We start from the raw sequence: 21,205 nt of genomic DNA, 5'->3' as shown, positions 1-21,205 counted from the left end.
CTCAAGCGGCGACTGAAACTTCGTATGACGTAAATTTGCGAATGTTGATGCAGCCGGTATCCAGGATCAGATACTGCCCTTTGATACCGAGTAATGTACCACTAATTTCCGGCTCTTTTTCCGGATTCAGGCTAACCACCTTCTGCGGATACTGCATCACTGGAAAGGCGATGTCGACCACCTCCGCAGACGTCAAAATTTCCATGTTATCCGCGCCCTCGGCGCAGCGTAGACCTTCCAGCGACCCTTCCAGCTCGGCCAGCAAACGGTCTCTTTCCGCGACCAGGTCCAGCGGCTCAGGATCGCCCTTGAGCATTGCGCGCCAATTGGTTCTATCCGTCACCGATTGCCGGAAGATCGCTTCCACTAACCCGGACATCCGGCGCGTAGTGACTTCCATGATGGGCAGAGCCTGAGTTGCGCCCTGATCAATCCAGCGGGTAGGCGTCTGGGTTTTACGGGTAATGCCGACTTTAACTCCCGATGAGTTGGCCAGATACACCACATGCGGAACCATGCAGTGGGTTTCCCCCCACTCAGGCTCCCGGCAGGTGCCGGCGAAAAAGTGGCATTTTTCCGGGCTCATAATGCAGCTGTCGCAACGCGCCAGTTTTTTGAAGCAGGGGAAGCAGAACCCCTGACTGAAGCTCTTTTTAGTCGAGCGGCCGCAATGATTGCAGACAATCTTACCGCTGAATTTAATCTGAAGTGATTTGCCGAGCAGAGGATTCAACTCCACCCGTTCATCGCCAACCACCAGGCTGTAGTTGACGGGGTTATCGAGCTGGCTGAACATTTTCTCCAGACAGCCTTGAGCTACTTCCCTCAAGTGAGTCCCCTTGGTTCTAAATTCATCTCTCAATTATTGTTATTGTCGAAACGCGCGCTCCCGTCGCAACGAAAGCGAAGCTTCGATCAATGCTTGGAAACGCCGCTGTCGGGCGTCCATACGCCGGAAGAAGATTCAGCCGCGGCCGCCTTCAAAGCACAAGGCGTCGGCCGATCTCTTTCTATATACCCCACCCGCTGCTCTTCAGGCACATTGTGGGAAATTTCGTAGGTGATAAGCGCCTCCATGCAGAGCTCTTTCTGTTCCATTGATAATTTTTTGCCGTCCGGCCACTTCCCCAACTCCAAGGCTGTCTTCATGGCCTCATAGATCTCCGGAGTCAGGTTTTTTACTGCATTTTCAAAGGACATAAGGGGTCTCCAGCACAATGTTGCGGACTATAACATAAGGGCGATCCGACATTTCAATAAAATTCTGGTGAAAAAGTGTTGACTTACAAATGATAATCATTATCATTTGCATTGTGTGTTTGATCCCACACAGCTCTCATCAGAGTATTCACAGCTACTTGGGGGATGCGCATCAACGGAGGCTGGATAAATCAGCTCTGCAACTTGGTTTAACCGTTATGCTCCGTTGATGCCTTCCCCATCTTTTTCCCACTTGTTTTTAGCCACAACGCCATTGACGTCAAGCCAAACCAAAAGCCGACGAAGTGCGCGGTATTGGCGAACGACACGCCAAATTGATCAGAGACGCCCAACATCCCCGCCAACATCCACACAATACTGAAAATCACCATCGCGGAAGGCGCCCACATTCGCATACTCGGCGCTAACGCCCAACCCGCCGCATGGGCGCCAACCAAAGCGTAAGCGACGCCTGAGAAACCACCGAACGCAGGCCCCGCCACCAGATATTGGGCGAGATTACTGAAGATCGCCGCCCCCAGAATGAACGAAACGAATCCACCCCGGCTGAACAAGACTTCCAGAGAGCGCCCAAAGATCCACAACGCAAGAGAGTTAAACAGCCAGTGCGCCAGCCCCAGGTGCAACCATGCGGGAGACAGCAGACGCCACCACTCCCCTTGCTGTAGCGTAAACAACAAGGACTGCACACGGGAGGGCAAGTCCCCGTAAGGCAACTGAAAACGATCGATAATGAAGAAATAACGACTGCTCTGAAAGTCGCCGAAGCCGGTGTACAAAGCCGCCGCCAGCAACGTCAGCAGTAACCATGCGATACAGGGGAAAGGCTTGAACTGCATTGTCAGACTGTTGCCGTTGGACTGCGGTTGCTCGCTTACAGCCTCATCCAGTCGCTCGCGAACGCCAGGATCTTCTTTGAAGCGCTGATAACAGTCCAGCACGACAGGTTTGGCGGCGGGATCTTTCACCCATATTTCCTGCCGTCCTTCATTCTCGGTGACCCATATCGCAACGCCTCTGCTGCGGAGATAGCGATACAGCGACTCAATGTCTTCTTCGATAGGGATATCGCAAACTTTTTCCATGTGTTCAGCGCCCGGCGGCGCCCCCCGCTTCACGCATGACATCGACCCAGACAAAGTTGTCCGCCGTCAGTTTGCGGGCTCCCGCTTCGAGCCGGTAGGCCACCAGTTTGCCGTACTTCACTGCGCTGTAATCCAGGCAGGCGATATTGGGGCGAATGGGACGCGGCGCGCCTTGCAGCCAGTAATGCCCGACGAACAAAGGCGGTTCATCCAGACCATAGAACAACAGCATGCGTCGCTCTCGCTCCGACAAGCGTCTTTCCGCCACTTCGTCAGGCAGAGCGTCCGGCTGAAACACAACGTCGCCGTAGGTTTCAGGCTCCGCCTTCCAGAACTTAGTGCGAAATGCGGTGCGCACAAAGCCATCGCTGCTGCGAATAGACATGCCATCAGGGAGTTTCATATCCGTGCCGCGTAACAGCCGGTCCATCACATGGCCTGCAAAACTGTCACGCACGGTGGAGGCATGTAGAAAGTCTTCCGTGATAAGACCATCGGGGTGATGCTCCAGAAACTGTGAAATCAGATCATGATCCCAGCATGCGTGCACAACCCGGAAACTCTGATCGTCAATCACCAGCGGCAGCGTCATGAACCATTCAAGAAATTCATTCCATTCATGCCCGTAATTAGCGAACTGATCCAGCGTTTCCCGAATCAATCGCTCATGACGGGGCGTATGTTCGCGCAAATAGGTATGGGCGCTGCCTGGACGCGCCCGGGTGCAATAGCCCAGGGCGTTATACTCATGATTGCCCATGACAATACGCGCACTCCCGTGCTCCACCATATCCCGCACGACATGCAGCGCTTCGCGAATACGAGGACCGCGGTCGACGATATCGCCAACGTAAATGGCCTGACGATGCTTATGGCTGTATACGCCGTTGATTTTCCGGTAGTCGAGCTTCTCCAGCAATGCTTCCAGGGTTCTGGCGCATCCGTGGACATCGCCGATGAAGTCAAAGCCTCGGTACTTCTGGCTCTCGGACATTAGACTACTGCCCTCCCTGATCTCTACTGCTTGACCAGCCCAGTTTATCCCGGCAGATCTGATAGAAATTATGATTCATGGGATGAATCAAACGCAGCTTCTGCGGCTTCTTGCAGATCGTGACCGTATCGCCCGGCGCGCAGGTGACGTGCGTCTGCCCATCGCAACTGACATGAGGATAGGTTTCGTTGTAATCGCCGATAATGATCTTAATTTCGCTATTGCCGTCCACCACAATCGGGCGGCTGCTCAGGGTATGGGGAAACATGGGCACCAGCACGATAGCGTCCAGACGCGGATGCATAATCGGGCCGCCTGCGGACAACGCATAGGCGGTGGAGCCGGTGGGCGTGGAAACGATCAATCCGTCGGAACGCTGGCTGTTGACGAACTGTCCTTCAATATAAAGGTCAAACCCAATCATACGGGTGGATTTGCCAGGGTGCAGGACAATGTCATTCAGGCCGCATCCATAGCCCACGGGCTCGCCATTGCGCTTGACGTAGGCGTCCAACAGGAAGCGGGACTCTTCGACATATTTGCCGGACAACACTTCCGCCAGCTGAGGCTCCATTTCCGTCGGAGTAATATCAGTGAGGAAGCCTAATCTGCCGCGATTGACGCCAAGCACCGGCACATTGCACCCGGCCAGCGCACGCGCTGCGCCCAGCAAACTGCCATCGCCGCCGACCACAATCACCAGGTCGCAGATTTCTCCCAGCATTTTCTTGCTGGACACCTGCACGTTATGCCCTGGCAACACCGCTGCGGTAGCTTCTTCCAGGATCACCGCGTAACCTTCGCCGACCAGATAGTTTTTGAGCCGCTTCAGCGTCTCCACCACCTGCACGCTGCCCATCCGGCCCAGCAAACCGATATTACGAAACTGTTCCATACATGCCCTTAATCAAGCGTTTTTGTTATGTTACCCAAACTGCCCCGGCTTGTATGCGCCCAACGGGCGGTTTTTGTCTTTTTCCTCACCCTCGCGCCCCGCTGCAGCCCAGTCAGTGACTGCGCTCAACGACCAAAGCGCCGGTCGGGGCACTAACGGAAGTTTAATTTGTGAAGCGAACGCCACAACAACTGATCAGAGATTTACAGTGGACCTGTAACAGCCCGGAGCTGGCCGCCAGTGCCGACATGGCGCCAACACAGTTCGATCGTCAGGCGCCCATAGCGCTGAGCGACACAGACCGGACGCTGGCCATGGACCTGCTAAATATGGAGAAAGACTTAAAAAGCCGTTTTCTGGGCCCTTACTTTGAATCACTTTGGCGCTTCGGCGTCGACCGGCTTAGCGCCTGGCGCGTGATTGCCCATGGCTTGCAAGTGAAAGACCGTAAAAAGACTTACGGCGAGTTTGACTTTATCCTGCAGGACCCCGAAGGCAATTATGTCCATCAGGAAGTCGCCATCAAATACTATCTCGGCTTATCCACGCCATCAGCGAAAGGCGGGGACGCCCACTGGTTTGGCCCCAACTACCTGGACCGGCTGGATCTTAAGTTAAACAAGCTGCTCAACAGCCAGATTTTACTCTCAGAAACGCCCGAAGCCCGACAAGCGCTGGCGAGCCTAGGCATTAACGATGTCAGCCGTCAAATCGTTATGAAAGGCTATCTGTTTTATCCACTGATTGACCCAGACAGCGTCGCACCCTCCTCACTCGCCGCAACCGACCACTTACGCGGCAAATGGCTGCCTGTCAGCGCCCTACCCCAATTGGAGGGAACAGCTACAAACTGGATACTCGCCCCTAAATCACACTGGCTATCGTCCCTTTTAATACATCCCGGCGATCAGGCCACTGTCATGAGCTGGGAAAAATTGTACGGGGAATTGAACTCTACGGAAAGGAGCGGCCGGCCACAGATGTTGATCGCATTGGCGGAGTCGCCAGCGGGCGGATGGCTGGAAACGGCCCGATATTTCGTCGTTAGCGACGACTGGGCGGAATCAGCAAGAGCGACATTGAACAACTAGTCGAAGGACTCAAGGCGACTCGACAAACCCCCGCGCGCCCTGCATGCCGCCAGTGTGCACAAGCACAACGTCTGAGCCTCTGGGAGCCTCGCCCCGGCGCAACCAATCCAGCGCCGCATACGCCATTTTCCCCGTGTAGACAGGCTCCAACCCAACGCCTGTATGATCGAAAAATGCCTGAATGAAGGTCATCAACTCGGGGCTGGTCTTGGCGTAACCACCAAACTCATAACCCTGCATAAAGCGAAAGGGAGTTCCTGGCTGCTGGTTATTCAAAGCCAACAACTCATTGATCTTAACTGCAATAGAGTCCCCGGCGCGCAACACGGGCACGCCGACCAACTCATGATGCGAGTCAGCGGCGACAAACCCCGCCATCGTACCGCCGGTTCCGCAAGGCAAGAATATAGACACTGGAGTCGAGGAAAAATGGGAATAGATTTGCTGCGCCCACTCAGATACTCCCTTTAACGCCAGCGCATTGCTACCGCCCTCGGGGATAACCATCAGCTTTTGCGTAGCGATTAGCTCTGACAGCCTCCAGCCCTCAATGCTTTCATCCACCCAGGCAGGGTCATCTTTGCGGCGATACGCCTCATTGCTGACGAACAGCAAACGCATCCCCCACTTTTGAGCATCCTGCAGAGTGGGCGTCAGCTCACACCGCCAGGCGCCGCGCACAACGCCAAAGGTGGGAATATTCAGCATACGGCCCGCCGCAGCGAGCGCATGCAGGTGATTAGAATAAGCGCCGCCGAAGCTCAGCAATCCCGACGCCTGGCTTCGCTCCGCTTCCAGCAGGCTGTATTTAAGCTTGAACCACTTGTTGCCGGATACAGACTCATGAACCAAATCGCCCCGCGCCATCCACAAACGAACGCCAGCGCGCTCAGCCACAGGGTGACTGAGCGGTTGAATGACGCAATCAGGTTGATACAGCAGAGGGGACACGAACTATTCTTGATGCTTCTCGCAACGGTTGCTTTCGCCTGCAACAAACTCAGCGGGCACGGTCACGCGAGGGACGCTCTCGCCACACAATCCTTTGCCAGGAATTTCGTGTTCGCATACCGCGTTTTCGTAATGGTCCAGCCACTCTTTGTAGTGCCGCTCCGTTACAAAACAACGCTCCGCCGCATAGGAGACAGGATTCTGAATATAGCGCAACACATCTTTCGCCGGGATGGTGATATGCCCTGCGCCAGGGTGATACACCACAAACACCACATCCAGTTCGGACAGCTTATTGAGAATATCTCCCCCGCCATCCTCAGACTCATCCTTCAGGGTTTGAATCTCCTGGCGCAGCTGCTCCTCACGCTCGTCGCGATAAACCAGCTCCGCCTCGCGACGCTGTAATTGCTCTTTGACAATCGTCAGTTCGCTTTCCAGGCGCTGGCGCAGACGTTCCGCCTCCTCGCCTCCGTCTCCTTTACTGAGTTCTTTCTCCAGCATGGATTGACGCTTTTTGAACTGAACCATTTCCTCTTGCAGAGACAGGTATTGATCGCTGCGCTTCTGCAGTTTGATTTTGGTCTGGTCGTAAAGCACTTTAGTGTGCTGGAGGCTTTGCTCCATATCCTGCACTTTGGTCTTCAGAGCCTGCATCTCCAACCGGTGCTGCCGGTTGAGCTCTTCAATTTCCGCTTCGTGCTGGCTGTTCAACGTTTTGATGCGCAGGCGCTGCGCTTTCAGCAAGCGCGCCAGTTTCGTACGATGAATACGCTCCTGCTCTTCCAGCGCAGAAGCGGACGCCGCCGGTTGCGGCGCAGCCTGAGTGGGAGTCAGGACAGGAATATCCTCTTCCTCCTCAACCACTTCACCAACCACTTCAAAGCCCAGGCGGTTTTCCTGCAGGGATTTTTTAATCACCTGAAAGTCATTGCCGCCCGGCTTCATGTCCGGGTCCCACAAATCCCGCTGATGCCAGGAGATAGCGCATTGACTGCGACACGCGAGCCGTATAGGACCTGCGCCGAGATCAGGGCCGGAGCCGGAAATTTTCGCCAACCGCTTCAGCGGGACGTTCCACTCCGAATCCGCGATGCCTTCCTCGTCGAAATAGACCGTAAAAAATACCAGCGCTCGAGGCACCAGCTGTTTGTTCAGCTCTGCATAAACAGCCGTTATTTCCGTATCAGCCAGATCATTCAGAGCAACCACGCCGTCCAATATGGCCTCAAATTCCGAATAGCGCATTTGCCGCGCTACATACTGATCCTCCAAGAAGAGAACCGCTTCGTAAATATCATCTTTTTGAGGTTTGGGCATGCCAATGTCCTAGATAATAAGCCCTTCTTTCTTTGCTTGTTGTTTAAGCTACGTTGTCCAGAAGCCCATTGTCGATGTTGTTATTTTTTGTAAGCGCACCAAAATAACAGAAAATTGTTTCGTTAGCGCTTACCAAGCGTTTAAACACCGATATTTTTTCGCCCCCGGGCCATTTAAAACGGCTCCGGCGCATACGTTGATTATTAATGAAGCTGTTGAAAACTTAGCACGCAACCTTGGAAATGTCAGTTGGGCAGGTCGCGCTCAGTTGGGGAAAGGGCGCACAAATCAGGCCATTCGACCTGGTTTGCGCAAAAAATGAAAGGTTGAAATGGACTCAGCTCTCACTGAGTCCAGAGAGGAGAAATCAGATTTCAGCGGCCAGTCGGCTACCCTGATTAATCGCGCGCTTAGCATCCAACTCCGCCGCCACATCGGCGCCGCCAATCAGATGCACCGACATGCCCGCCGCTTCAAGCGGCTGCTGCAGCTCACGCAAAGGGTCCTGACCTGCGCAAATAATCACATTGTCCACCGGCAACAACTTGGCCTCGCCGTTAACATTCACATGGAAGCCGTCATCATCAATTTTGACGTACTCGCAACCGGCGACCATCCGCACCTGCTTGTTCTTCAGCGAAGCGCGATGGATCCAGCCCGTCGTCTTGCCAAGATTTTTACCCGGCTTGGAGGTTTTCCGTTGCAACAGATAGACCTCTCTGGGAGACGATTCGATATGCGCCGCAACGCCCTGAACGCCACCACGATGCTCTACACCCAAGTCCACACCCCACTCCTTCATGAACGCGGAAACGTCCAGGCTGGGCGACTTGCCTTCATGGGTAATAAACTCACTGACGTCAAACCCGATACCGCCAGCGCCGACAACGGCAACCCTTTTCCCTATCGGCTTACGTCCTAACAGCGCATCCAGATACCCCATCACTTTTGGATGATCGATCCCTTCTATCTCAGGTATGCGAGGAGCGACACCGGTAGCGAGAATCACTTCATCGTAACCGCCAGCCTTCAAGTCTTCAGCGCTCACACGGGTATTCAGGCGCACATCGACATTATGCTTTTTCAGCATACGGTCGAAATAACGTAAGGTTTCATAAAACTCTTCTTTACCCGGAATCAGTTTGGCGACATTGAACTGGCCACCTATCTTATCCGCGCCGTCAAACAGCGTTACATCATGACCTCTCTCCGCCGCCACCGTAGCGAAAGCCAGACCGGCAGGGCCGGCGCCGACAACCGCCAATTTTTTCTTCGCACCGGTTTTCACGTAGACCAACTCGGTCTCATGACAGGCGCGAGGATTCACCAGACAGGAAGTCAGCTTCATCTGGAAGGTGTGGTCAAGACAGGCCTGGTTACAGGCGATACAAGTATTGATTTCATCCGCCCGATCTTCTGACGCCTTCACGACAAAATCTGCGTCCGCCAGGAAAGGACGAGCCATGGAGATCATGTCCGCATCGCCATCCGCCAGCACTTTTTCCGCCACATCCGGCATATTGATGCGGTTAGTTGTCACCAGCGGAATATTGACGTCTTTCTTCAGTTTCGCGGTTACTTTGGTGAACGCCGCGCGTGGCACCATTGTCGCGATCGTGGGGACGCGCGCTTCATGCCAGCCGATACCCGTGTTGATGATGGTGGCGCCCGCCTCTTCGATCTTCTTGGCCAGTAACACCACCTCTTCCCAGTTGCTGCCGTCGTCAATCAGATCAAGCATGGAAAGGCGGTAAATAATGATGAAGTTCGGGCCGACTCGCTCACGCACACGACGCACGACCTCTATCGGCATGCGAATCCGGCTCTCGTAGTCGCCGCCCCACTTGTCGGTCCGCTTGTTGGTGTGACTCACGATGAACTGGTTGATGAAATAGCCTTCCGACCCCATGATCTCAACGCCATCGTAGCCCGCCTGTTGCGCCAGAGCCGCACAGCTTGCGTAGGCGCCTATCTGTTCATCCACCTCGTCAGTGGACAGTTCGCGCGGCTTGAACATATTGATCGGCGCTTGAATGGCGGAAGGCGCCACCAGCTTGGGATGATAGGCGTAGCGCCCTGCATGCAGAATCTGCATACAGATCTTGCCGCCGGCTTCATGCACGGCTTGCGTGATAATCTTGTGCTTTTCCGCATCCGCGTCAGAATCCATCTTGGAAGCGCCCTGAGCGACCGCCCCTTCAGGGTTCGGAGCGATACCGCCGGTTACGATGAGCCCTACCCCACCTCTCGCGCGCTCAGCGTAAAACGCCGCCATACGCTGAAAGCCATTCGGCGACTCTTCCAACCCTGTGTGCATGGAGCCCATTAGAGTCCGGTTGGCGAGGGTGGTGAAGCCCAGATCCAAAGGGGCCAACAGATGCGGATACTTACTCGCGCCAGATGAGTTCTGTTGCATGAAACACTCCTGAATATTCACTTTAATGAGCGAAATGCCGGTAACTAAGCAGCTTCCGCCTCGAGTTATACGCAGCAATCAAGGCTACGGGATTTGCCATATAAATTAGCTCTGTCATGCAAGACATCCAATACCCTTGGATAACATTTTTTTATCTATAAAATACACCTATCCGTCACTTTTAACCCGCCAGGAGAAAGTCCCATGCAGCTCGGCGACATATCCGTCAATTTCGTAGAACTAATGCGCGAGGCCTGTCACCGGCTTAACGTCGACCCAATGCCGGTCCTCAACGAATACGGGGTTACGACAGAGACGCTCGCCTCCCCCAAAGCGCGCATCAGCATATCCCGCTTCATGCGTATCGGGCAGGCCCTGATCAGCACCGCCAACCAGCCCGCACTGGGATTATTTATGGGGCAGGCGCTACGCATTTCCCATATGGGACTTTCCGGTTATGCCGCTATGACCAGCCCAAACCTTGAACGGGCGATCCGGCTATGGATTCACTATGAAAGTCTGAGCAGCGTAAACAAACGCGGGAGCAGCCGGTTTTACCTGACGACAGGAAGCGGCGTCGCCCAGTTTTATTCCATCAGTCCCTATAATGAGTTCAACTATTTCGTGGTGGATTGTCTGCTCAGTGGATGGAGCGCGCTGGCGCACTGGATTACCGGACAGGAGCGATTGCTGAAAGAGGTGGAAATTGAATTTGAAGCGCCGCCTTACGCCCAACATTATCAACAGGCTTTCAATTGTCCCGTTAAGTTCGGTCGCTCTCGTAACGCCTTAATTTTTCGGAAAGAAGCGCTGTCACTACCTTCGGTTTACGCTAATCCGGCGACACATAGCGAAATTGTCAGTATCTGCAACCGGGAACTCACCACCCTGGTTGGGGCTACCAGTCTGACCGAACGAGTCAAGCAGATTATCACCCCCATGCTGCAAGGGCGCGAAGTGGGCCTCACCGAAACCGCCAAGCAACTCGGTCTATCGGAGTGGACGCTTCAAAGACGATTAAAAAAGGAAGGCGTTCAGTTTCAACAAGTTTTGGACGAGACTCGCAAGCAGGTCGCGGAGACTTACCTCAAAGCCACAGACTTAACGATTGGCGAGATAGCATATCTACTGGGCTTTTCTTCACCAGCTGCATTTCATCGGGCGTTTAAGAGGTGGTTTGGCGTCAACCCGAAGCCGTTCAAGGACCAGCACACTTCTGGCCGAACGGACGAAGATACAGCGACAGGCGAAAATGCCTGAGCGAGAAAAAAGAGACTGAATTAAAGCTCTACGGCGTCATCGACGAATTCGTCGTCTTCAAACTCTTCGTAATCAACATCAATGAGATCATCAATATATTCTTGCACGGTTACGGCTCCTTGCTAATGGTTAACGTCCAAGCTATCAAACAGCTATGTCAGGAAAATGACAAAGAAAAACGACAGAATAAATCAGGAATAAAAATAAATTAGTGATTGAAATCAGAAAACTAAGAGGTGAGGTTAAAGCAAGAAGGAAATAAGAGGGAAAGAGTTGGCGGAGCGGACGGGACTCGAACCCGCGACCCCCGGCGTGACAGGCCGGTATTCTAACCGACTGAACTACCGCTCCGCGAAAATCCATCTTTGGGGAAGATGGTGGGTGGTGCAGGGATCGAACCTGCGACCCTCGCCTTGTAAGGGCGATGCTCTCCCAGCTGAGCTAACCACCCAGTTCCAGATGAACTGGCTCTTGACTAAATAGAAATTGGCGGAGCGGACGGGACTCGAACCCGCGACCCCCGGCGTGACAGGCCGGTATTCTAACCAACTGAACTACCGCTCCGCGATCTCTATTTCAGAATTTGGTGGGTGGTGCAGGGATCGAACCTGCGACCCTCGCCTTGTAAGGGCGATGCTCTCCCAGCTGAGCTAACCACCCCCACGTCACTCTGAATCAAGAGGCGCTTCCGAATCAACCTTGCTAACCGCTTGGCTGCCCCGTGAAGACGATGCGCATAGTACTGATCGCCCCATGGTGTGTCAAGCGCAATGTTTAAAAAAGTTTTCGCAGTTGCTATTTCGCTGAAAAGTCGATCAAAAGCGCCATATTAAGGCGCTTATTCTATTGAGAAATAAAAGTCTGTGCAGGCAGAACAAAAGTTAGCGCTGGATCAGCTCAATCATATAGCCATCAGGATCTTTAACGAACGCAATCACTGTGGTTCCGTGCTTCATGGGTCCCGCCTCCCGAACTACCTGCCCGCCTTTTTCACGAATAGCGTCGCAGGCTTGATAGGCGTCTTCCACTTCTATGGCGAGGTGCCCAAACCCGGAGCCCAATTCATATGCAGCGGTATCCCAGTTGTGAGTCAGCTCAATGACGGTGTTTTCCGACTCATCGCCGTAGCCGACAAACGCCAAGGTGAAACGGCCTTCCGGGTAATCTTTACGCCGCAACAGACGCATACCCAGCACTTCAGTGTAAAAACCGATGGAGCGATCCAGGTCGCCGACCCGGATCATCGTATGCAATAGCCTCATGATTTTTCTCCTAACAACAATGTGAAAAATGGGGCTACCTTACCATACCCGGAAGCGTGATGACCTCGCGGGCGCAATCTCAAATATCCTGACGCGAAGCGCCAGCGTCACTGATTCCATGTCGCGCTGCGCACGACTTTTCCTCCAGGCGAGCGGACTCGACATTAGAACGTCGGCATTCGGGAATGGCTTTATCCGCCAGCGATTGATTGATGCCATCAAAGAAATGATGGGCCGAGTCGATACTTTGTCGCACCTTGGGCTCAAGCGCCGCACTGATGCGCGTGGCGCCGGCCAAGCCGCCTTTTCCCGTCTGCAACGCCTTATCGTAGGCCCTGCTATATACATCCTTCACACGGTCAACAAAGCTTTTAGTCTTTTGTACATGGTCTTGAAACATGGTCGTCACGCTCATAGTTCAGTAAGTCCTTTTTCTGTTTCCTGTCCGCCGTTGATTCGCCGCCGCTTACATCCAAAATTAACCGGCTGAAAACCTTACCCATATTTCAGAAGCGCGGCGTCGCCGCAGCCTCTGCTTCAAACGAAGCCCTTACAGTAAATGATAGATGTTAAACCCTGATGTCACCCTATAGAACCGGGTGACGGTATAGAATTGAAAATTTAATGTGGCGATCGCTCCGCCTTTAGAAGGGCCACCACCAGGATGAACTTTCACTTTCCGCCAGCTGCTCCTCGTAAGCGTTTTTACGCTTGTCCAGCTCACGCTGCATACGATCCGTCTTCAGCCGCTTGGTCGGCCCGCCGCCGCACATATACATGCACCACCATTTATCGGGACGGTAATAGCCCTGCTCCTTCAACCTTTCAATTTCTTCCTCGCGGGCGACCTCAATTTCTTCCTGCTCCCGCTCAAATGAATACTCTATATTTTCTTTCACAATAGAGGTGGCGGCATGATTAGGCGCCAGTAGATCACTATTAAGAAAGCGGGTCTCCACGATTTCGTTATAAGCGAAGTCAGCGGCCACCAACTGTAAATCCCCTTCCGCCCAGGGCGAGTCGGTTTCGATTTCCGGATTTGGATCTGGTTTGCTGATTTCGGAATAACGCAGATAGTAAATTTTGCCCGCATCGACACTGAGTATCTGATCCGTCATATCGCTCAGGGTAAAGCCGCCTATGCCTTCGAAGCCCAACAGAGGTCTGCGCATAGTGATGCGTCGCTCTCCCGGAGCCACCTGCAGCCAGGTATAACTGTTGTCGCGAAAGTTGAAATATTGACTGTCATCGACATACACGCTGGGAGACTCGATCTCTTCTGACGCCCAGTCACTGTGAGGTCGGTAAAAATAGATAAGCGCAGAAGACGCACTATCCCACTCCGAGTCAGGAATATGCACGAATTTAGGGCCGCTGACCGGATGCACAAAGGCCCCTACGCTCTTCCCCATGGATTGATAGATCTTACACCCACTCATTGCCACCGCCGTCACCAGCAGTAGGACAAGCGTTCTGAGGCTAGGATATCGCTGCATACTCACTCCCCCGTCTATAAGGGCGTCGCTTTCATGACCATTTCACAAATCATGGCTCTTGTTTATTGGGGCGGAGGGTGTTGCGGGACGACTCCCTTGGGGTCAAACCCTCCAGACGGGAATGATTCTAACAACCGTTTGCTTCGTCAGCTGAGAATTGGAGCAAGAATTCGCTACAACGCGTTACTTTGCACTACATTTCTTTACAGTCATTTTGCCTGCATACAAGCGTCACCTGACGAGCAGGTTGAATTTTCAACAGGGAACGGCGAATGACAACAATTAAGCCGTATTTTGAAACGGCTCCACATTCCCGTTCGGCTGAATTGCTACAATCAGTCACAACCAATTATAAAAAATGCGCAAGGGTCACTACTCATGAACGACTCGGATGTCCTCGCCACCGCGCCTGATCCGCATGCGGATCGCTTGTCCACACTCACTTTGATGGCGCTGCTGCTCGGCGCAGCGTTGAGCGTTTCAGCAGAAGAGCTTCCCTACGAGATGGAATGGAAAGCCTTGGATGAGCCCTCCACTGAAGCCAGCGTGCATATCGAGCTTGATGACGGACAAGCGCTCGATATCACCTTCTCTGAAGCGCAAATTAACTACATACCTATTGCCGATACCGTAGAACGCTCAACTCTGGACTCAATTTCACTCGCTCTACTTCAGAATCCACAGCTATCGAGCATTTTTGTTCCCGGCCTGTTCTCTCCGCCAGCGGCGGGCGGCCCGGTTTATGAAGAAGCGCAACGAGCGCGAAATGATGAAAGAGAGGCTGCACTATACGACCCCAACAAATTGGCGACGCTGGAAACGTCCGTCGCGGCGGCGCTGCTTTTTCGCCAATACGTGGAAGTAAGAATCGAGCCGCAATTTCAAGCGGTGGATTTTGACGCGACCACGATCGTCAACACGCCGCGGCCGTAAAAGAATAAGAGTAAAGATTGATTCATACGCTGCAGGCGCGCGCCTAAGCTTCACTTAGGCGCAATAGCGAGGGCTATTTCTTGATGGCCTTCAATTGCAGACCAATTTCGTTCATGCGACGATCCAGCTCAACATAGCGTTGCACCAGTTGATTACGGGTGGCGTCGATAGCGCTGACTTTCTTCTCAAGCTCTTTGAGATTGCCGTCCAGGTTCTGCTCATTCATTTTGCCGATCATGCGCTCAAGCTTGGCGATAGCCACGGTTTGCTCAGAGATGGATTTCTCCAGCTTGTCGGAACTCTGTTTCAGAAGCTGCGCCAACTCAGCCTGCTTCCTCTCCAGGGCTTCATCAGTGCGCCCCATATCATCCGCCAACGCGGAAATCTGCAGCGCCTGGGCTTCCTGAGACTTGCCAAGATTTTCACCGATAACCGTCAGGCCATTTATCTCACCGCTGAGCGCTTTGATCCGCTCCTGCGACTGTTTAAAGTCGCCCTGCAGGGATGTCAGCGCTTTTTGGTTATCCTCAATCAACTGTTTATTGCGCTTATTGGATACATCCCACAACTTGCGGATCTCAGAGTCCAAGGTTTTCAGTTCCCTGGCCATTTCATTTCCGCTTTGCGCCATGGTGGCGTCGGTCTGATTGATTTGACCTTCAAGACGCGCAGTCACAAGCTTACTTTGGGATATATACTGAGTCGCCTGCTGCAGCTGGGTTTGCAGAGACAGAATGGTTTGCTGCTGGGTTTTGACCTGCCAATATCCAATCAGCGCAAAAGTCAGCACCAGAATGAATACAAAGACGATCGCCCATTGTGCGGGACGGGACAGTCTGACATAAGCCTCCACCGGGGCCTCCGCAACCGGCGCAGCCTTTTTGGGCTCAGCAGGTTTCGCCGCAGGCGCTTTATGGCGCTGTGATTGAAATCGATCAACCTCGTCTTTCTCGGGCTTAATTGTCTCCATGTATCCTCGCTAGTGGACTGTATTTATATAGTGTATCGGCAAACGCCCGATTCTGCGCGGTTGCGCCATGGCATTTTAGACAATGCCGAAGTTTCCGTACACGCGCCCTTATCCAGCTTTACCATATTTGCGACAGAACAGGCATGAAGCAACCCGCTATTATTCCGTTTTTCCTGAGCCAGATAAAGGCTCCGCGAACGCAGGATCTCCGCCGCCTGCGGCGAGAGTCGGCAAGGGTCCGCTTTCGTTTGCATCCCATGTACCGACTCACTAAACTATGCGCCTCTTTTTTAAACAGTATGCCTCGACCACCCGCAAATTCGCGCCCCATAGGCGAATTTATCCAATAATGACAGGGTTACTAAGGAGAAATCATGCAGCCTTTAGTTGGCATTATTATGGGCTCCAAATCCGACTGGCCTACCATGGAGCACGCCGCCGAGATGCTCGACAAGCTGGGCGTTCCCTATGAAGTGCAAGTTGTTTCCGCTCACCGTACGCCGGACCTGCTATTTGACTACGCCAAGTCCGCCGAAAGCAGAGGCATCAAGATAATCATCGCCGGAGCTGGCGGCGCCGCCCACCTGCCCGGTATGGCCGCGTCACAAACCTCGTTGCCGGTGCTGGGCGTCCCCGTGCAGTCCAAGACACTGAATGGTCTAGACTCATTATTGTCCATCGTACAAATGCCCGGAGGCGTCCCCGTGGGCACGCTGGCGATCGGCAAAGCCGGCGCTACTAACGCAGGACTGATGGCGGCTCAGATTGTGGGCTTGCAGGACAGCAAAATCATGGACGCCGTAAAAGCGTTCCGCAAACAGCAGACAGACACTGTTCTTAACAACGCTGATCCAAGGCAATCATGAAAAGAATCGGCATTCTCGGAGCCGGCCAACTTGGCCGCATGATGGCGCTGGCGGGTATGCCGCTGGGCTTTGAATTTGCGCTTTACGACACTTCCGGGGCCCCGTCTGCGGGCCTTGGCACGATTTTCAGCGACCCCGACAACACCCAGTCGGAGCTGGATCGCTTCCTTGATTTCGTCGATGTAGTGACCTACGAGTTTGAGCATTTACCCCTGGATCTGGCGCAGAATATCGCCGATCGTAAGCCGCTCTACCCGGGAGTGGAAGCGCTGCGCGTGTGTCAGAACAGAGAACACGAAAAGGCGCTGTTTACTCAGTTAGGCATCCCTACTCCCAAATATCGTCTGGTCAACAGCCCAGAGGAATTGGCTGAGGCCGCTCGCGAACTGGGAACTCCCGTCGTGGCGAAATCCATCACGGAAGGTTACGACGGCAAAGGCCAGGCAGTACTGAAGTCCGTCGATGAGGCGGAAGAGGCCTGGAACAGCATTGGACACCCCCGACTGATTGTCGAGTCCTTTGTCAATTTCTCCCGGGAAATATCCATCATCGCCGCCCGCAGCAGCACAGGTGAAACCGTCACCTACCCTCTGGCGGAAAACATTCATCATGGCGGCATTCTGCGTTACACCATCGCCCCGGCTCCGCGCATTAGCGACGATCTGGCGCAGAAAGCGGCTGAGTATATTGAAACGCTGATGGCGCATCTGTCCTATGTGGGCGTCCTGGCTCTGGAGCTGTTTGAAACGCCTGACGGCCTCTTGGCCAATGAGATGGCGCCGCGCGTGCACAACTCCGGTCACTGGTCCATGAATGGAGCGCACACAGGGCAGTTTGAGAACCATTTGCGCGCCGTCGCCGGTTTACCTTTGGGCGACACCCAGCCTGTCGGCGTCAGCTGCATGATCAACCTGATTGGTCGTCATGCTGACCGCGAAAGCGTATTGACGCTCAGCGACACGCACCTGCATCTGTATGGAAAAGAAGAACGCACAGGTCGCAAACTCGGGCATATCAACATTGTCGCGGAAGACTACAAAGCGTTGATCGCCAAAGTGGAAAAGTGCCTCCCATTCGTGCCGGAGCATACGCCTTTCACTTCCTCGCTGGCTCACTTTGACTAGTGTTTTTCCGGCCCATTTTTATGGGCCGGCGTCCCCAACAAACTACCTGTATTTCTTATAACCAACATCCCCTGGCGCGCCCCTAGCTTATTAATTTTATTAATAAGTCTGATAAATAATCTTGAAAAACCCTTGATAGCACTCCATATATGCGGGTGATATCATTCTGCGCGATCTAACAAAAGAGTTCTGTCGGTCGCCATCTGGCCGGCATCAATACCCAGGGTGATACTGTGATGACCCTGAGCCTGCAGGCTGAATTTCCGGAGATTCGGAGCTATCTCTTCTTACTCAGTCTGTATACTCTAGAATCAGAGACTTACACGGGATTACACACTTAAAAGACGGAGAAAATCTCATGGCATTTGAACTTCCTGCTCTCCCTTACGAAAAGAATGCGCTAGCGCCGCACATTTCCGAAGAAACTATCGAATACCACTACGGTAAACACCACAAAACTTATGTTGATAAGTTGAACGGTCTGGTTCCCGGAACTGAATACGAAGGGAAGTCTCTGGAAGAGATTATCATGGCTTCCAAGAGCGGCCCCGTTTTCAACAACGCCGCCCAGATCTGGAACCACACTTTCTACTGGCACTGCCTGAGCCCTAACGGCGGCGGCGAGCCTACTGGCGAGCTGGCCGACGCCATCAACAAAACTTTCGGTTCCTTCGAAAGCTTCAAAACCCAATTCACTGACAAAGCCGTTAACAACTTCGGTTCCGCTTGGACCTGGTTGGTCAAAAACGCTGACGGCTCACTGGAAATCTTCAACACCAGCAACGCAGGTACGCCAATGACTGACGGCAAAACCGCACTGCTGACCGTTGACGTTTGGGAACACGCTTACTACATCGATTACAGAAACGTTCGTCCTAACTACATGAATGCGTTCTGGAATCTGGTGAACTGGGATTTCGTCGCCAAAAACCTGGCCGCTTAATCCGTTCCAACGTCGGGGCCCAGCGCCCCGACGTGATTCATGCCCTGACAGATCCTGTTCTTCCTCGCCTCATTTCTCCCTCAGCATACCCAGTTTCTCTCCGCCATTCCCTCTGCACCCGCGCGCCTAAGCTGTTACTTTGTCCCGTATATAACTACACTTTCCATAGCAGGGGATAATAAGATTGACACAAACACCACCGCCGGCGTCGAAGCAATCAATCAGCATGGTTCAAGAAAAGCAAAACGCTCCAGTAAAATGGCGACATAGCCTGTCCGCCAAATTAATGAACTGGGTGTTGTTTACCGCTTTGGCGGTAGGCGTTTTACTCAGCATTGGTCAGATTATTTTTGAATCCATGCGCGCCGTGGAGGAAATGGACAACGAGGCCAGACAAACCCTGGCCATTGTGCGCGACCCCGCCACCCAGGCGGTTTACAGCATCGACCCCGACTTGGCGCAACAGGTTCTGGAAGGCCTGTTCGAAAAACCGTCTATTCGCTACGCGGCTATCGCTCACCCCAATCAAACGATTCTGGCTGAACTCTCCAAACCCCTGCAGGAAACCCAGAGTCGCTGGATGACCGACGCCATCTTCGGCAAAGAGCGCGAGTACGCCATTTCCTTATTCCGCCCAACGCCGCAACCGACTTACTACGGCGAGCTGAAGATCGTCGTCGATACCGCACCCAAATCAGCGCTGTTTTTGGAGCGCTCCATACTGATTTTTATGACTGGCCTGCTGCGCGCTCTGCTCTTGGCGTTCGTCCTGCATCTGGTCTATCACTTCCTGTTAACGGCGCCACTCAAGGCCATTATCAACTCCCTACTGCGCATTAACCCCGCTGAGCCCGGGTTACAGTCGCTTCCGGTGCCCCGTCAACACGAAAGAGACGAACTGGGCAGCTGGGTGCGCGCCGCCAACAGCCTTTTGCAGTCCATCGAGGAGCACCAACAGAAGCGTCAGGCGGCGGAAGCGCGGATCATCAAACTATCCCAGTACGACTCCCTCACCGGCCTGCCAACCCGCTCCCTGTTCAGTAATTATATCGCCGCGGCGGTGGACGACTCTGAGGCGCTGAACCAGAAGTTTGCGGTTTTTTGCGTCGGCATTGACGACTTCAAGTCGATCAATGAGCAACTCGGCTATAGCCAGGGAGACAAGCTGCTACAAGCCTTCGCTGAGAGGCTGCTATCGCAGCGGGACGGCGTACACACGGTCTGCCGACTTGGCGGCGACCAGTTCGCCTTGATCCTGTTTAATGTCAGCAGCAGTTACCGGGTGGCGGCTTTCGCTGAGTCACTGCTGCGGGAAATCAGTCGCCCGTTTGAGATTGAGGATCAACTGACTCCCGTATCCTGCACCATCGGCATCGCCATTTACCCAGATGACGCCCGCGATGCAGAGAAAATCCTGCAAAAGGCTGAGCAAACTATGATGCTGGCCAAGTCGGTCGCCAATAATCACTTTCAGTTCTACGTCGCCAGTCTCGACAGCGAAATCCGCGAACGTAAAAAGCTGGAAAAGGATCTCTCCAAGGCCATACAAAACAACGAGCTGTTTTTGGTCTACCAGCCGCAAATGGATCTGAATTCGAAGCAGGTTGTGGGCTGTGAGGCGCTGCTGCGCTGGCGTCATCCTGAACGCGGCCTGGTGCCCCCAGACGTATTCATCCCCATTGCAGAGGCCAATGAGACCATTCTTGAAATTGGAGACTGGGTGCTGCACGAGGCCTGCGCCCAGGTTAACCAGTGGCGCAACCAAGGCTTTAATATCAAAGTGGCGATCAACCTGTCCGCCAACCAGCTCAGACAGAAAGAGTTCGCGCCACATGTCCTGAAGATCATCGAAAGCCGCCAGATCCCCACCTCGCTCATCGAGCTGGAGGTCACGGAAACCAGCTTCATGGAGAACCTGAATCAGGCCATCACTTCCCTGCGCCACCTGAGCGAATTTGGCATTCAGTGCGCCGTGGATGATTTCGGCACTGGCTATTCATCGCTCAGTTACCTGAAGCAGTTACCTATCCGCAAGATCAAAATCGACAAACAGTTTGTTCGCGACCTGATGAAAGACGAAGACGACACCCAAATCGTGCACGCCATCATCCAGCTGGGCAAAAGCCTGCGCCTGGATGTCATCGCCGAAGGCGTGGAAACGCCTCGGCAGGAGCGTTTCCTGAAGCATGACGGCTGCACGCTGGCGCAGGGCTACTATTACAGCAAGCCGGTGCCGCCGGAAGAGTTCATTGAGTTCATGAAAGTCAGTCACGCGCCGCAGACCTGATCACCAACTCATCGCACCTGACGCCGCGCGTACGGGTGGAACATACGTAACGCCCTCATTTAACATGCGGGAAAACATTCTTTTACGGGAG

The 21,205-nt window shown here is 53.6% G+C and carries 19 protein-coding genes and 4 tRNA genes; 7 read left to right on the top strand and 16 right to left on the bottom strand.

Annotation, left to right across the window (positions count from 1 at the left end; all coding sequences use genetic code 11):
• Position 1: 1 nt before the first annotated feature.
• The 5 genes from ACQYWX_RS09770 to ACQYWX_RS09750 all read right to left on the bottom strand — a co-directional run bounded on the left by ACQYWX_RS09770 (position 2) and on the right by ACQYWX_RS09750 (position 4,195).
• Positions 2-829 carry a DUF2797 domain-containing protein gene (locus ACQYWX_RS09770; RefSeq protein ID WP_216737068.1) on the bottom strand — a complete coding sequence of 276 codons (828 nt, stop codon included), beginning with the start codon at positions 827-829 and terminating at the stop codon, positions 2-4.
• Positions 830-915: 86 nt separating this feature from the next.
• Positions 916-1,200, bottom strand: coding sequence for a YeaC family protein (locus tag ACQYWX_RS09765; RefSeq protein WP_216737069.1), 285 nt, complete (start codon positions 1,198-1,200; stop codon positions 916-918).
• Positions 1,201-1,409: 209 nt separating this feature from the next.
• A complete protein-coding gene (locus tag ACQYWX_RS09760) occupies positions 1,410-2,306 on the bottom strand; it encodes a rhomboid family intramembrane serine protease (RefSeq protein ID WP_431688637.1) in 897 nt (298 codons plus the stop codon).
• Positions 2,307-2,310: 4 nt separating this feature from the next.
• Positions 2,311-3,300 (bottom strand): metallophosphoesterase, encoded by a 990-nt coding sequence (locus tag ACQYWX_RS09755; protein WP_216737071.1) that lies wholly within the window; start codon positions 3,298-3,300, stop codon positions 2,311-2,313.
• 4 nt (positions 3,301-3,304) lie between these two features.
• Complete coding sequence (locus ACQYWX_RS09750) at positions 3,305-4,195, bottom strand: NAD(+) kinase (RefSeq protein ID WP_127969596.1); 891 nt, start codon at positions 4,193-4,195, stop codon at positions 3,305-3,307.
• A 170-nt stretch (positions 4,196-4,365) separates the two neighbouring features.
• Here ACQYWX_RS09750 and ACQYWX_RS09745 point away from each other — a divergent pair, with 170 nt between their 5' ends.
• On the top strand, positions 4,366-5,286 hold the full coding sequence (locus ACQYWX_RS09745) for a DUF1853 family protein (protein WP_431688636.1): 921 nt from the start codon (positions 4,366-4,368) through the stop codon (positions 5,284-5,286).
• A gap of 9 nt (positions 5,287-5,295) precedes the next feature.
• Here ACQYWX_RS09745 and ACQYWX_RS09740 read toward each other — a convergent pair whose 3' ends face one another.
• The 3 genes from ACQYWX_RS09740 to ACQYWX_RS09730 form a co-directional block, all read right to left on the bottom strand.
• Entirely contained in the window at positions 5,296-6,237 is a 942-nt protein-coding gene (locus ACQYWX_RS09740; protein WP_431688635.1) for a 1-aminocyclopropane-1-carboxylate deaminase/D-cysteine desulfhydrase, read from the bottom strand.
• A 3-nt stretch (positions 6,238-6,240) separates the two neighbouring features.
• Positions 6,241-7,557, bottom strand: a complete 1,317-nt coding sequence (locus tag ACQYWX_RS09735) for a DNA repair ATPase (RefSeq protein WP_279502207.1) — start codon at positions 7,555-7,557, stop codon at positions 6,241-6,243.
• Between the two features lie 367 nt (positions 7,558-7,924).
• Positions 7,925-9,973: an FAD-dependent oxidoreductase gene (locus ACQYWX_RS09730; protein ID WP_431688634.1), complete on the bottom strand. Its 2,049-nt coding sequence runs from the start codon at positions 9,971-9,973 to the stop codon at positions 7,925-7,927.
• Positions 9,974-10,177: 204 nt separating this feature from the next.
• Between ACQYWX_RS09730 and ACQYWX_RS09725 the strand changes: the two genes are divergently transcribed.
• Complete coding sequence (locus ACQYWX_RS09725) at positions 10,178-11,233, top strand: AraC family transcriptional regulator (protein WP_431688633.1); 1,056 nt, start codon at positions 10,178-10,180, stop codon at positions 11,231-11,233.
• Between the two features lie 274 nt (positions 11,234-11,507).
• On the opposite strand, the gene ACQYWX_RS09720 is transcribed toward ACQYWX_RS09725, so the two are convergent.
• The 7 genes from ACQYWX_RS09720 to ACQYWX_RS09690 all read right to left on the bottom strand — a co-directional run bounded on the left by ACQYWX_RS09720 (position 11,508) and on the right by ACQYWX_RS09690 (position 13,991).
• Positions 11,508-11,584 (bottom strand) — tRNA-Asp (locus tag ACQYWX_RS09720).
• A gap of 24 nt (positions 11,585-11,608) precedes the next feature.
• Positions 11,609-11,684, bottom strand: a tRNA-Val gene (locus ACQYWX_RS09715).
• A gap of 36 nt (positions 11,685-11,720) precedes the next feature.
• Positions 11,721-11,797: transfer RNA gene (locus ACQYWX_RS09710), tRNA-Asp, on the bottom strand.
• A 20-nt stretch (positions 11,798-11,817) separates the two neighbouring features.
• Positions 11,818-11,893: transfer RNA gene (locus ACQYWX_RS09705), tRNA-Val, on the bottom strand.
• 221 nt (positions 11,894-12,114) lie between these two features.
• Positions 12,115-12,495: a lactoylglutathione lyase gene (gene gloA, locus ACQYWX_RS09700; protein WP_431688631.1), complete on the bottom strand. Its 381-nt coding sequence runs from the start codon at positions 12,493-12,495 to the stop codon at positions 12,115-12,117.
• A 79-nt stretch (positions 12,496-12,574) separates the two neighbouring features.
• Entirely contained in the window at positions 12,575-12,910 is a 336-nt protein-coding gene (locus tag ACQYWX_RS09695) for a hypothetical protein (protein ID WP_279502213.1), read from the bottom strand.
• A gap of 229 nt (positions 12,911-13,139) precedes the next feature.
• Entirely contained in the window at positions 13,140-13,991 is an 852-nt protein-coding gene (locus tag ACQYWX_RS09690; RefSeq protein ID WP_431688630.1) for a DUF2846 domain-containing protein, read from the bottom strand.
• A 378-nt stretch (positions 13,992-14,369) separates the two neighbouring features.
• Here ACQYWX_RS09690 and ACQYWX_RS09685 point away from each other — a divergent pair, with 378 nt between their 5' ends.
• Positions 14,370-14,924, top strand: a complete 555-nt coding sequence (locus tag ACQYWX_RS09685) for a hypothetical protein (RefSeq protein ID WP_431688629.1) — start codon at positions 14,370-14,372, stop codon at positions 14,922-14,924.
• Positions 14,925-14,997: 73 nt separating this feature from the next.
• Here ACQYWX_RS09685 and ACQYWX_RS09680 read toward each other — a convergent pair whose 3' ends face one another.
• On the bottom strand, positions 14,998-15,894 hold the full coding sequence (locus ACQYWX_RS09680; protein ID WP_431688628.1) for a hypothetical protein: 897 nt from the start codon (positions 15,892-15,894) through the stop codon (positions 14,998-15,000).
• A gap of 374 nt (positions 15,895-16,268) precedes the next feature.
• Here ACQYWX_RS09680 and purE point away from each other — a divergent pair, with 374 nt between their 5' ends.
• The 4 genes from purE (at position 16,269) to ACQYWX_RS09660 (ending at position 21,114) form a co-directional block, all read left to right on the top strand.
• A complete protein-coding gene (gene purE, locus ACQYWX_RS09675; protein WP_127969585.1) occupies positions 16,269-16,760 on the top strand; it encodes a 5-(carboxyamino)imidazole ribonucleotide mutase in 492 nt (163 codons plus the stop codon).
• A complete protein-coding gene (locus ACQYWX_RS09670) occupies positions 16,757-17,884 on the top strand; it encodes a 5-(carboxyamino)imidazole ribonucleotide synthase (protein WP_431688627.1) in 1,128 nt (375 codons plus the stop codon). Before purE ends, ACQYWX_RS09670 begins: the two co-directional genes overlap by 4 nt.
• 358 nt (positions 17,885-18,242) lie before the next feature.
• A complete protein-coding gene (gene sodB / locus ACQYWX_RS09665; RefSeq protein WP_127969583.1) occupies positions 18,243-18,827 on the top strand; it encodes a superoxide dismutase [Fe] in 585 nt (194 codons plus the stop codon).
• A 226-nt stretch (positions 18,828-19,053) separates the two neighbouring features.
• On the top strand, positions 19,054-21,114 hold the full coding sequence (locus ACQYWX_RS09660) for a putative bifunctional diguanylate cyclase/phosphodiesterase (protein ID WP_431688626.1): 2,061 nt from the start codon (positions 19,054-19,056) through the stop codon (positions 21,112-21,114).
• Positions 21,115-21,205: the final 91 nt, after the last annotated feature.

Source organism: Hahella sp. NBU794, from assembly GCF_050749805.1.
In the GTDB taxonomy this organism is placed as follows: domain Bacteria; phylum Pseudomonadota; class Gammaproteobacteria; order Pseudomonadales; family Oleiphilaceae; genus Hahella.
The sequence above is the reverse complement of the archived record's forward strand: the minus strand, read 5'-3'. Positions and strand labels throughout refer to the sequence as shown.

What these genes read in the sequence shown, in the direction of transcription:
- ACQYWX_RS09765 (WP_216737069.1), bottom strand. Translation starts at nt 1,200, where the DNA reads ATGTCCTTTGAAAATGCAGTAAAAAACCTGACTCCGGAGATCTATGAG.
- ACQYWX_RS09760 (WP_431688637.1), bottom strand. Translation starts at nt 2,306, where the DNA reads ATGGAAAAAGTTTGCGATATCCCTATCGAAGAAGACATTGAGTCGCTG.
- ACQYWX_RS09755 (WP_216737071.1), bottom strand. Translation starts at nt 3,300, where the DNA reads ATGTCCGAGAGCCAGAAGTACCGAGGCTTTGACTTCATCGGCGATGTC.
- ACQYWX_RS09750 (WP_127969596.1), bottom strand. Translation starts at nt 4,195, where the DNA reads ATGGAACAGTTTCGTAATATCGGTTTGCTGGGCCGGATGGGCAGCGTG.
- ACQYWX_RS09735 (WP_279502207.1), bottom strand. Translation starts at nt 7,557, where the DNA reads ATGCCCAAACCTCAAAAAGATGATATTTACGAAGCGGTTCTCTTCTTG.
- ACQYWX_RS09730 (WP_431688634.1), bottom strand. Translation starts at nt 9,973, where the DNA reads ATGCAACAGAACTCATCTGGCGCGAGTAAGTATCCGCATCTGTTGGCC.
- ACQYWX_RS09725 (WP_431688633.1), top strand. Translation starts at nt 10,178, where the DNA reads ATGCAGCTCGGCGACATATCCGTCAATTTCGTAGAACTAATGCGCGAG.
- gloA (WP_431688631.1), bottom strand. Translation starts at nt 12,495, where the DNA reads ATGAGGCTATTGCATACGATGATCCGGGTCGGCGACCTGGATCGCTCC.
- ACQYWX_RS09695 (WP_279502213.1), bottom strand. Translation starts at nt 12,910, where the DNA reads ATGAGCGTGACGACCATGTTTCAAGACCATGTACAAAAGACTAAAAGC.
- ACQYWX_RS09690 (WP_431688630.1), bottom strand. Translation starts at nt 13,991, where the DNA reads ATGCAGCGATATCCTAGCCTCAGAACGCTTGTCCTACTGCTGGTGACG.
- ACQYWX_RS09685 (WP_431688629.1), top strand. Translation starts at nt 14,370, where the DNA reads ATGAACGACTCGGATGTCCTCGCCACCGCGCCTGATCCGCATGCGGAT.
- ACQYWX_RS09680 (WP_431688628.1), bottom strand. Translation starts at nt 15,894, where the DNA reads ATGGAGACAATTAAGCCCGAGAAAGACGAGGTTGATCGATTTCAATCA.
- purE (WP_127969585.1), top strand. Translation starts at nt 16,269, where the DNA reads ATGCAGCCTTTAGTTGGCATTATTATGGGCTCCAAATCCGACTGGCCT.
- ACQYWX_RS09670 (WP_431688627.1), top strand. Translation starts at nt 16,757, where the DNA reads ATGAAAAGAATCGGCATTCTCGGAGCCGGCCAACTTGGCCGCATGATG.
- sodB (WP_127969583.1), top strand. Translation starts at nt 18,243, where the DNA reads ATGGCATTTGAACTTCCTGCTCTCCCTTACGAAAAGAATGCGCTAGCG.
- ACQYWX_RS09660 (WP_431688626.1), top strand. Translation starts at nt 19,054, where the DNA reads ATGGTTCAAGAAAAGCAAAACGCTCCAGTAAAATGGCGACATAGCCTG.